This is a genomic window from Alphaproteobacteria bacterium (assembly GCA_018667735.1).
Lineage (GTDB): Bacteria > Pseudomonadota > Alphaproteobacteria > Rickettsiales > JABIRX01 > JABIRX01.
The window spans coordinates 1-11,822 of sequence record JABIRX010000004.1 but is presented as its reverse complement, the minus strand read 5'-3'; the positions used below and the strand labels follow the sequence as shown (position 1 = coordinate 11,822).

Genomic DNA, 11,822 nt, shown 5'->3' with positions numbered 1-11,822 from the left:
CAGAAGATCTGACCAGCAAGCCTCTGATTTAAAAAAATATGCTATTAGTGATTTTGCAAAAGAAGTAATAGGTGTATTAGAAAATTTCTATTTAATTATGGATAACGCACCAACTGAAGAAATTTCCCAAAATGATGCTATAAAAAGCTTCTTTGAAGGGGTAAAAATAACACATAATGATTTATTAAAAGTTTTTGAAAAAAACGGTATAAAAAGAATATCCCCTTTGGGTGAAAAATTTGATCATCATACACAGCAAGTAGTTAGTCAAATTGAGAACGATAAGGAATCTGGCACAGTTATAAAAGTATTACAGGCTGGATATATATTAAATGACCGTCTTTTAAAAGAGGCAATGGTAGTAGTAGCTAAATAAGCTAAAATTTTTCATTATGCGTTTTAATTGATATTAAAAGGTATAAAATGAGTAAAATATTAATAGACGCGATATATCCACAAGAAACTAGGGTCGCAAAAATCTCTAAGGAGAATAAAATCCTTAATTTTGATTATGAATCTTTAGCGCGAAAACAGCTAAAAGGTAATATATATTTAGCGAAAGTAACCAGAGTAGAGCCTTCTTTACAAGCGGCTTTTGTAGAATATGGCAAAAACAAACATGGTTTTTTACCATTTGCTGAAATTCATACAGATTATTATCAAATACCAGCTGATGATAAAAGCAAATTAGACGATATAGACAACTCTGAAGAGCAGCAAGCTTCGAATAAAAAAAATGCAAGATATAAGAAGATTTCTAAATCTAGTAATGATAATTACGATGCTGAAGATGGCGAAAAAATGCTGCAGGCCAAAAAGATCCGCTTAACTCAGCAATATAAAATCCAGGAAGTTATCAAAAAGAACCAATTGATATTAGTGCAAGTAGTAAAAGAAGAAAGGGGTAATAAAGGTGTATCCTTATCTAGTTATATTTCTTTAGCAGGAAGATATTGTGTTTTAATGCCTAATAGTGGCTCTAGATCTGGTGGTATTTCTAGAAGAATTGAAAATATATCAGATCGTAAAAGGTTAAGAGAGTTGGTGAAGGGTTTTAATTTACCAAAGGGAACTAGTATAATTCTAAGGACTGCAGTTGTAGATAAAAAAGATCAGGACATTCAAAGAGATTATGATTATTTAGTTAATTTGTGGAATAATATTAGGCAAGATACTTTAACATCCTCTGCTCCAGCTACAGTTTACCAGGAAGCAGATGTGATCAAGAGATCCATCAGAGATTATTATGATGAAGATGTAGAGCAAATAATAGTGGAGGGCAAGGATTCGCTAGACAAGCTAAAAAAGTTAATGAAAGCTATTAGCAGTGATTCTCTAAAGAAGATTAGAGAGCACAAAGGGAGATCAGAAATTTTTCAACATTATAAGATTGAAGCTGAAATTGCCAAATTTTATAACACTACAGCTCAATTGCAATCTGGTGGATATTTAGTCATTAATATTACCGAGGCTTTAATATCTGTGGATGTAAATTCTGGAAGAGCAACTAAGCAACGCTCAGTTGAGGAAACAGCATTAAAAACAAATCTAGAAGCGGCAAGAGAGGTTGCGAGACAATTATATTTGAGAGATCTTTCTGGCTTAATAGTAGTAGATTTTATTGATATGTTAGAGCTGGAAAATAGAAAGTCTCTTGAAAAAGAGCTAAGGAAATCTTTCGAAAATGACAGGGCAAGAATCCAAATTAGCAGAGTAAGTAATTTTGGTTTAGTGGAAATGTCAAGGCAAAGATTAAAGCCTAGTTTGATAGAAACCAATACCGTAGATTGTGCTCATTGCTCAGGAACTGGTTATGTTAAATCGTTTGACTCATTAGCAGTAGAGATTTTTAGAGCTATAAGACATGAATTATTAGCTAAAAATATAGGGTTGGTCAAGGTGCATTGTTCTGCTAATGTAATGTCATATATTACAAACTTTAGAAGAAAGAATTTAACCTCGCTTGAGCTAGAAAATAACATTAATGTGTTTTTTAAGGCAAAAAACATATATGCTGATAAGGACTTCAAAATAGAAGTAATAAAAGAGATGTCATCAGAAGAGAGGGAGCATCTGGAAAATGATATCTCATATGAAATTAACTCAGATCGGAGCAAAGAAGACGTTAGCAAGAATGCTAAAAAAGAATATAGTTTTGTACGTAATATAATAAAAAAATTATCTAGTTAACTTTCACTCTTACTACTTATTATTTCTGCATTTTGAAAAGTCTTTGTGATAGCCTTGAATTCAAGGCTATCCTTAAAGTTGTTGATGTTTTGGATATTGATAGCTTCTTCTTGTTCTGCTATGCTAACTTCCTTGGTTTCAAAAGCCTTATCTATTATAACATTAAGCTTCTGTGCAAATAGCTTCTCTATTTTTTTATCTAAAGTTTCCTTAAAACTTGTGGGAAGAGCCAATTTTTGTTCTAATTTGATGTGCTTAGAAGTTATTTCTTTTATAATAACATTATCCCTCAATAAATTATAATATAAAGGCTCTTCTTGTTTAAATCTCTCTACAAAGGAATTAATATTAGTAGGTATAGTTAAAAGAATATTATTATTGTTTGTTATAGCTTCTCTAGTTTGATTACTCGGTAATTCAATTAGATTTAAAGTTTTTTTTTTACTTCAGAGATAATTTTATTTAAGTTGTTCTCACTACTTAAATGACATATTCTTATCAAAGACATCTCTAAAGCTTGAAATTGATTAGGGCTCAAATTGATTTCATCCACCGCTTTAAGTAACATTTGCCAGATTGGCGCTAAGGTAGAAATTTGCAACTGACTGGCTAAATTTTTTATCTCTGTTTCTATTGTTGAGCTGACTTTAATTTCAGTGAAGTTATCTTTTAAGATATTAGCTTTACTAATCAAATAGGTTATTTCTAATAGGTCATTTAAAATATTTTTTACTTCAGCACCTGCATTAAACATCTGGTTTACTCTAGCTAAGAGTTCAGGCACGTTACCTTTAATAATTTCGTTATAAAGAGCGAAACAATTTTCTAAGTCTGAATAACCAAGTGTATTTCTAATAACCTCTGTGGTAAGATTGTTATTTGTCACTAAGCGCATTTGGTCTAGTAAAGATAGGGCATCTCTTACTGAGCCTCCTGACAAGTTACATAAGGTATTTAATGCACCTATCTCATGCTTGATAGCCTCTTTGTCACAAATATTTTCTAATAATATTGTTAGTTGCTCATTGGTAACTCTTTTTAGGTCGAATCTTTGGCATCTAGATAAAATTGTTAGTGGTATTTTCCTAGTTTCTGTAGTTGCAAAAATGAATTTCGTGTGTTTTGGTGGCTCTTCTAAAGTCTTTAATAATGCGTTAAATGCATTATTTGATAACATGTGCACCTCATCAATTATATAAATTTTATATTTAGATAGTGATGGTGTGTAGCTGGCATTATTAATTAACTCTCTAATATCGTCAACACCAGTTTTACTTGCAGCATCCATCTCTAATACATCTGGATGATTGTCATTTATAATTGATTTACAGCTGCTACATTCTAAACAAGGCTCTGTAATATTATCTTGATTTTTATTTAGGCAGTTTATTGACATGGCGATAATACGAGCTGTTGTAGTTTTACCAACACCTCTGATCCCAGTTAATAAATAAGCATGCGCAAGCTTACCAGTTTTTATTGCATTTTCTAATGTTTGAACCAAAAAATCCTGACCAATTAAATCTTTAAATTGGCGTGGCCTATAACTTCTAGCAAAAACTTTATATTCGTTATTTATTTGATTCATATTATAATAAGAAGAAGAATAAATAATAAGGTTTAACCTCTAAATTGCAATTATAATTTGGCTCAAAAATTTTGCCAAAGATAAAATATTTTCTCAACTTGACCAGTGGTATATTATTATCTATATTAAATCTGGGGTAGGCGACTTTGTTAGTTAACCGGTCAGGATCGAAAGATAGCAGCCAAAATTTTCATAAATCGGGTTACCCCTTAAATAAATTGTTTTCCTCCACTATAGATATTTGCGCTTAGCTTAAATATATGTTAATATTGCTAAAACATATATAGTATATAGCAATGATATTTGATAATGAAGGAGTAGAGCGAAGCTACAATCTGGTTCATTTATTCTCAGCAATAAATAGTAATAATAAAGAAGAAGTTAATAAAATTCTAAGCAACAATCCTGAGTTATTAGGTACAGTTAGCTATAGAGGTGAGCTTGCCTGGCAGCGATTGAGTAGTTATACTGATATCGGGATATTGGAGTTGGTTTTAGAACGGGGCCTAGATAGCAAGTTTTGTCGAGTTGAAACTGATGTAAAAAAAAGATCTCCACAAAAAAAAGAGATTTTAATGAAATCTATAGAATTACTTAAAGACCACTCCGATAAACTATCTGATGATAGCCAAATATATGCAAAAATTAAATTATACGAATCTATATTAGCGTATGAAGAGCAGCAACATGTTTTAGACTTGGACTTAGTAAAAGAGTTTTTATCACAAGTAGGCAATAGTTGTAACTTTGTTCATCATACAAAACTTACTTATAACATAACTTTAAAAGATGAAAAACTACAAATTAGCGATTCCAAAGGTAATCAATATGATTATAATGAAAATGAAGGTAATATCACTAGCATGCTTTTAGTCTCTAAAGATTTTAGAGAGTTTTTTATTGTAAAAGAGATGCAAAAGCAGCATGCAACATCATTACAAGAGTTTAATAATGATTTACCTGAGAATAGAGTCGGTTATGTGTCTTTTGCGGACATAACTGAGAGAGCGAGAGAATTGTCGTGGTCTCAGAGGTTGCAGCAGGAATTATCAAAATGCATACCATGCCTGGGTGTTAATGCACGCTAAATATGCGCTACACAAGTCAAATAATTTTTGGATTGCTGGTATTTAAAAGAAATTTTCAGCTCACTATATTGATTAAAAATAAAATTAGCTTTCATTCGATCTAAGCATATATTGAGTTTTTTTGCATCTATAAAAAAACCCAGGCCAATTGCTTTTAAAATTGCTTCTTTTGCGGTCCAAAATTTATAAAAAATTATCATATTATAATTAGAGTTTTGCTAATAATTTAATTCATCTTCATTTAGAAAAAATTTTGCTTTAGCTTGTAAATTATCAATTTGTTCTAAATGCTCAATATCAACCCCAATTTTTTTATCTTTAGATAATGCAATTATAAAAAAGTCAGCTGAATGTGATATACTGATATTAATCTTATGATTACTTAAAAATAAACAGCCATTATCATCATAGCAAATTTTATAACTAGTAAGGTAGTTTGCTAATATATTATGCAGTGTAATATGTCTTTTTATATATTTTACCTTTGCTTCATGATTGATAAATTTTTGCGCTTTTAACTCTTCAGCTGGAGATAAATTTATTTTGTCTGGTAAAATAATTTCAGAATATAGGAGTTGGTAAATTGATGCTGAATTCGTTAAACCTTTCATGTGAAATATATTCTTTGCCGCAAAAATTTAATAGCTATATCTGAAGTAATAATATTAGTTTTATCTTATATTTGAATTTTTTTTATTGCATCAATTTGCATGTTACAATATTCCTTAATTTGCTCAGTACTATAAATATTTTTATTATATTTGTAATGAAAACATAATTTTTTCTGCAAAATAAATGCATGAATTTCTAAATCATAAGTTAAAGATGAATTTTGATCATAAAAATTTTCTAAATTAAATTCTTTTAATTTAAGTAAAGAGTTTTCTAAATCTAATTCACCTAAAAAATTAAATAATATAGCAGATTGAGGAAAGTTTTTTAATAGTTTATCGTGCTTTATATATTTATATATACCAAATCCTGCTCCCTTATTTGGAATTTCTGTTAACTTCTTTTTAACATATTGAATAAATTCAGAAATATTTGTTTCTTTCATTGCAAAAATTACTGGAAAAATATTTGCAAACCAACCAATTAAATTAAAAACATCACTTTTCTGCTCTAATATATCTCTGCCATTATCCTCTAGATCTATTTGTATTTCTGATATATTATGATATTTACAATATTGTTGAACTAATAATGCTATTAATATTTCATTAACTGAAGCACCAAGGTTTGATGCAGATTTTTTAAGTAATATTTTAGTTTCTTCTTTATTTAAAAAATTTGAAAAGTATCCTGCATTGTTTTCTCTATCTTTGGTATAAGTTTTTTTAGCTTGATGTATAGCTAGCGATTTCTTTAGTAGTTTCTTCCAATATTCATACTCAGTTTTTAAATTTTCACTATTTGTATATTCGTAAAATTTTGCTAAATATGAAAAATAGTCATTAGTATAATTAGATATATCTAAATTTTGTTCGTTGCTAGTTAAATAATGATCAAGATCATTAAGCGCAATTTGCCATGATATTCCATCTGTGATTAGATGATGCATAGTAATGAATAAATATTGTTTTTTATTACTATGAAAATATGCACAAGAAATAACAGGGCCTGATTCTAAATTAAGAGATTTCTCTATTTTTATTATGATGCTTTTAATAAAACTATCATGGTTAGCTATATGGTTTAAATCATAGCTAAGAAGTTTTAGTTCTTGCTTGCACTCATCAAATAATTGCACAAAGTTTTTATTAACTTTTTTAAAGCGCAAAGAAAAATTGGGGTGTTTATTTATAAGAAAGTAAAGGGCATTTTTTAATGAGTCTAAAGGTATCTCTTTTTTCAACTCAAATAAGGCTGATTGGTTCCACTGATTATATAAATTTATTTGCTTATCTAAAAACCACAATTGAGAGGGTAATAATAACTTTTCAATATTTCCCTTATGACCTTGCTTGCTTGTATTATTTAAAGGCTGCATGTTATCTGACAATTCTGCTATTGTTGGATAACAAAATAAATCCCTTGGCGATATATCATAACCCGCTTGCCTAATTTTATGTATTATATGAATAGATTTGAGAGAATTGCCTCCCAAACAATTATAATTATCATTTATACTGATATTGCCTACTTTAAGTGATTCTTGCCAAATTTTTAATAATATTTTATCTTTTGTATTTCTAGGAGAAATATTAGTTTCGTTAATAAAGTTAATTTTTTCATTTAATAATGATTTTGTATCAATTTTACCATTAATAGTTAATGGCATTTCTTTGAGCCTATTATAGTTTGTAGGCAACATATAGTGAGGTAGCTCTTTTGATAAATAATTATGCAAAGCATGCTGTTCAACATCTTGCTTTGCAACATAAAAATTTATTAACTTCCCGTCTTTTGATATTGTAATGCTATTTCTAATATTCTTATTTTCCAGTATTTTATCATCAATATCTGATAATTCAATTCTGTAACCTTGGTGCTTTATCTGAACATCTTTACGGCCGATAAATTCAATGTTACCATCTGAATTTATTTTGGCTAGGTCGCCAGTTTTATAGATTTTTTGTTCTGGCAAAAATGGATGAGGTAGAAATTTTTCTTGGGTTAATTTTTTGTTATTAAGATATCCTCGAGCAAGACCAACACCAGAAATATATAATTCCCCAATAACACCAGAAGGTAGGATATTTAAGTTTCCATCTAATATAAAAATTTGTGTGTTAACAATTGGTTTGCCAATCGGAATATCTTCTTGATATTGCTTATCCTCACAGTGATAGAGGGCTGCAATTACAGTAGTTTCTGTAGGGCCATATGTATTTATTACAGGTATTTTGTTTTTATTTTGCCATATATTATATTGCGTTTTCTTTAATTTGTCGCCCCCTATAATACATAGTTTAATATTAGGGGGAAAGGAATATGTCACTAAGTTAGCCCAAAGTGTCGTACTTAAATTGATTATAGAGGGTTTGAATTTATATAAAAATTTAAATAATTCATCTTTATCAAGCAAGGTTTCTTTATCTATAATTAATAAAGAAGCTCCAGCAATTAATGTTGGAAAAACCTCTTCTACAAATATATCAAACGCAGCAGTAGATGATTGTAAGATTATATCTTGTTTATTAATTTTATAATTTTCAATTGCTGCAAATGAGTTGTTTACTACACTTTTATGTTCAATTAATACACCTTTTTGTGATGATGTGGTGCCTGAGGTATACATAACATATGCTAGATTGCTTGCTAGTACTTTAGGGGTGGAACATTTTAATTTAGCTTGTGCTAATTGGTCCTTAATATTTGTTATATCAATAATCTTAGTTGTTGAATTGCTGATATTACTTATTTTGTGTTGATATTTTGGTTCAGTAATTATTATGTTTGTACTAGTATCACTAAGAATATGCTTTATATTCTCATCAGGATATTTAGGATCGATATTTAAATATGCACCCCCAGACTTTAATATTGCTAAGATTGCTGTTATCATGTCTATTGAACGATCAAGAAAAATCGTAATTATATCTTCTGACTTTACATTAAGAGAGTATAAATAATTAGCTAAACTATCAGAATCTTTATTTAACTGATTGTAGCTTATACTCTTATTTGCTGTGTTAATTGCTATTTTATTGGGTTGTTTTGTTGCTTGTTCTGCAAATAACTCATGAATAGTGTGATTAATTATATTGTGATTTATTTTGCTATTTAAATCAACAGTTAGCATTCTTTGATCTTCAGCTCTAGTAAAAGAAAAATTAGATATTTTAGTGTTATAAAAATTAGGCAATAATGCTAAGATATTAACATAGTTTTTGGCCATTTTTCTGATAGTTTCTTCTTTGTACAGTTTGCTATTATATTCGATAATTAAAGGAATATTTTGAGCTTTCTTTTTTGCAAAAATATTTACAATAAATGACAAATCAAATTCTGATGAATTAGAATGTAACTGTTCTATTTTGGCATTATTGATCTTTTCGAGATTTAGATTTGGTTCCTCAAAGTTTTGAAAGGCAAATAATATTCTAGATAAATTATTTTTAGTAATGTTTATCTTACTATCAGGATTATTTAAAATATCAGCTAGAGTTACATCAAGATTTTCATATATGTTTAATATATTTTCTTTAGCAGCAAAAATTAACTCTTCAATAGTTTGATTGTTAGAACTTTTGATTCTTACTGGCAAGCTATTGATAAAACAGCCTATGAGATCACTAAAATCTGGGTGTTTTCTTACAGAGAAAGGAGTGTAGATTAGCATATCTGATTGATTCGCATATTTACGCAGCATTAAATATAGAGATACAATAAATAGCATAAATAAGCTCGTATTATGCTTTTTTGACATTAGGTGCAAAGAACTTAAAATATTAGAATCTATATTTTGCTCAAACTGTACAATATGGTTGCTTTTATTTGCTGTAAGGTCAGAATCTGTTGGTATGCTCAGGCTATGATTTGCTTTATATAATGTTTTACACCAAAAATCTAACTGTGCATTTTTTACGTCTTCCGTTAAGTAGTTTTGCTTAAAAATGCTATAATCAAAATATTGATATGATATTTCATTAATGTTAGAAGTGTTTTGATTTAGATAAGAATTATAAATAACACCAAGTTCTGTGATTAGAATATTAATTGAAATAGCATCAGCTATAATATGATTGAAATTAAAATATAATACATAATTTCTATGGTTATTACAGAAGAGTTTAATGCGAAAAAGAGCTTCTTTGGCATAAGAAAAAGGGTTATTTATGTCTGCATTTATAATGCTGTGGATTTCTTCTAAACTATTGTTAAATAGAATCTCTAAGGGTAAAGTCAGGTTGTGATTGACTTCTTGTGTTACATAATCTTTCTGGCTAGAAATTATAGTGCTTAAAATTTGATGCCTAGATAAAATTTTAATCAAAGATTTTTCTAATATAGATATATCCAACATACCATCTAAGGTTATTTTAAATATAATATTATTTTGTATGTTTTTTTGTTGATCACTAAACCATAAATTAAGTTGTTCAGGTGAGAGTGGTATATGTTTAATCTTTTCTTTATTTGGAGTGGCTAGTAATGTCTTTTCAGATAAATTTGAGATTTTTCTAGATAGTAATTTTAGGCTTGGATTATTAAAGAAATCTTTTAATGATAGAAATTTATTATAATGGTCAGCTATTAAAAGTAGAATAGAAGTTGCAGTAACAGAATTTCCCCCAAGGTAAAAGAAATTATCATCAAGAGAAATTTTATAATTTACATCTAAATTCAAGTTTTCTTGCCAAAGCTTAGCTAAATGTTTTTCTATAGGTGTTTTTGGATATTTAAGAGCTTTTGTGTTTAGTTGCTTTAATGTTCTAAGGCTTACAATTATTTCCAGTTTATTTTCTAAATATAATTTACGGCATAATTGTCTTTGAATTTTACCACTAGTAGTCTTGTTTATGGTACCTTTTTTGATAAAGGCTATGTCATAGGGCATTAGCTTATATCCAGAGTTTATAGCTGTGGTAATTTTATCAAAAATTTCACTGGCGACATTATCAGTAAAATTAGCCTCTTGTACTATAATAATACGCTCTAATCCTGCAACTTCTACAGCAAAGGCTGCAGCAGTATTTCTTCTTATTTTAGGATCAATATTTTCAATGATAAATTCAATGTCTTGAGGGTAGATATTCTGGCCATTAATAATAAAAATATCCTTCCTCCTTCCTGCTATATAAAGTTGACCTTCATGCAAAAAACCCAAATCACCAGTTCGAAGATATGGTCCAGTATTATTCGTTTTTTCTATTGCATGGAATGTTTCAGTTGTTAGTTCCGGCTTTTGCCAGTAACCTGTGGCAACGCTTAGGTCTTTTATCCATATTTCGCCTACAGCATTATCAGCACATTTAGTTAAGTTATTCGGATCAATAATTAGTAATTTTTCAATTGCTTGCGCAGCACCACATGAGACTAAAGATTTTGTCTTTAGAGATTTTGGTTCACTTACAGCTTTTAATTCTAGCTCTAAAAGCTTCTTATTAAAGTGTTTAATTATAGGTTCTTCTGTATGATTTGAGGTTGAAATGAAAACTACAGCTTCTGCCATACCATATGAAGGAGCACTAACAAAGTTTTTTAGACCATATGTGGCAAATTTTTTAGAAAATTGTATTATTGTATCTGCTTTTATTGGCTCTGCGGCGTTTATAGCGGTTTTTAAAGAGGATAAGTCTAAGCTAAGGGCATCTTGCGTGCTTATTTTTTTTAAAGTACATAAATCATAAGCAAAGTTTGGTGCGGCTGTAACAGTTGCTTTATATTTTGAAATAGATTTAAGCCAGATTAAAGGAGATCTCATAAAATCTTCAGTAGCCATAAAAATAGCTTTTCCTCCACAATATATAGATTGTAGCAACACAGATACTAAGCCAAGATCATGGTGAATAGGTAACCATGATACTATAATAGATTTATGGTTAAGGTTGTAGCATTTTGCAATTAATGATAAGTTGCGATATAAATTCTTGTGAGAAATCATTACACCTTTAGGCTTTGATGTACTACCTGAAGTATATTGCAAAAATGCAACATCATTTTCATTTGTTTCAATTTCTTGATATTTTGTATCTGTGTTGCTGTCTATTTGATCAAGATTAATTACCTTAAAAGTATTTTTCACATTAGTTTCAGAGCTAAATATTATATGCTCTAAGTCAATATTGCTTAGAGATAAAATGATCTTTGGTTTGCAATCATCAATAATCATCTTAATTCTTGCTATATTCCTTTGGTTGCTTGCTGTATATGCTGGGACTGCAATTGCACCAGCGTATAAGCAGCCCATAAAAGCAGTTAAGAAATCTAAGGAGGATGGAATAAGGAGTAATATTCTCTCACCCTTTACACCATGTTTTTGTAACATAGCAGCAATGGTTAGAGAGTTT

The 11,822-nt window shown here is 29.3% G+C and carries 8 protein-coding genes; 3 read left to right on the top strand and 5 right to left on the bottom strand.

The features are described 5' to 3' along the window. A partial coding sequence (locus HOH73_00410) for a nucleotide exchange factor GrpE (GenBank protein MBT5827335.1) occupies positions 1-376 on the top strand: 376 nt, incomplete at its 5' end. Between the two features lie 47 nt (positions 377-423). Next, positions 424-2,190 (top strand): Rne/Rng family ribonuclease, encoded by a 1,767-nt coding sequence (locus tag HOH73_00405; GenBank protein MBT5827334.1) that lies wholly within the window; start codon positions 424-426, stop codon positions 2,188-2,190. On the opposite strand, the gene HOH73_00400 is transcribed toward HOH73_00405, so the two are convergent. Beyond that, positions 2,187-2,483 (bottom strand): hypothetical protein, encoded by a 297-nt coding sequence (locus HOH73_00400; protein MBT5827333.1) that lies wholly within the window; start codon positions 2,481-2,483, stop codon positions 2,187-2,189. The two genes, HOH73_00405 and HOH73_00400, sit on opposite strands and share 4 nt — an antisense overlap. Before the next feature lie 134 nt (positions 2,484-2,617). Further along, complete coding sequence (gene dnaX, locus HOH73_00395; protein ID MBT5827332.1) at positions 2,618-3,778, bottom strand: DNA polymerase III subunit gamma/tau; 1,161 nt, start codon at positions 3,776-3,778, stop codon at positions 2,618-2,620. Between the two features lie 296 nt (positions 3,779-4,074). Here dnaX and HOH73_00390 point away from each other — a divergent pair, with 296 nt between their 5' ends. Then, entirely contained in the window at positions 4,075-4,866 is a 792-nt protein-coding gene (locus tag HOH73_00390; protein MBT5827331.1) for a hypothetical protein, read from the top strand. On the opposite strand, the gene HOH73_00385 is transcribed toward HOH73_00390, so the two are convergent. The 3 genes from HOH73_00385 to HOH73_00375 all read right to left on the bottom strand — a co-directional run. Then, complete coding sequence (locus HOH73_00385) at positions 4,863-5,066, bottom strand: 4-phosphopantetheinyl transferase family protein (GenBank protein ID MBT5827330.1); 204 nt, start codon at positions 5,064-5,066, stop codon at positions 4,863-4,865. The two genes, HOH73_00390 and HOH73_00385, sit on opposite strands and share 4 nt — an antisense overlap. A gap of 18 nt (positions 5,067-5,084) precedes the next feature. Beyond that, on the bottom strand, positions 5,085-5,477 hold the full coding sequence (locus tag HOH73_00380; GenBank protein ID MBT5827329.1) for a hypothetical protein: 393 nt from the start codon (positions 5,475-5,477) through the stop codon (positions 5,085-5,087). A 65-nt stretch (positions 5,478-5,542) separates the two neighbouring features. Beyond that, positions 5,543-11,822: amino acid adenylation domain-containing protein (locus tag HOH73_00375; GenBank protein MBT5827328.1), on the bottom strand; the 6,280-nt coding region annotated here is incomplete at its 5' end.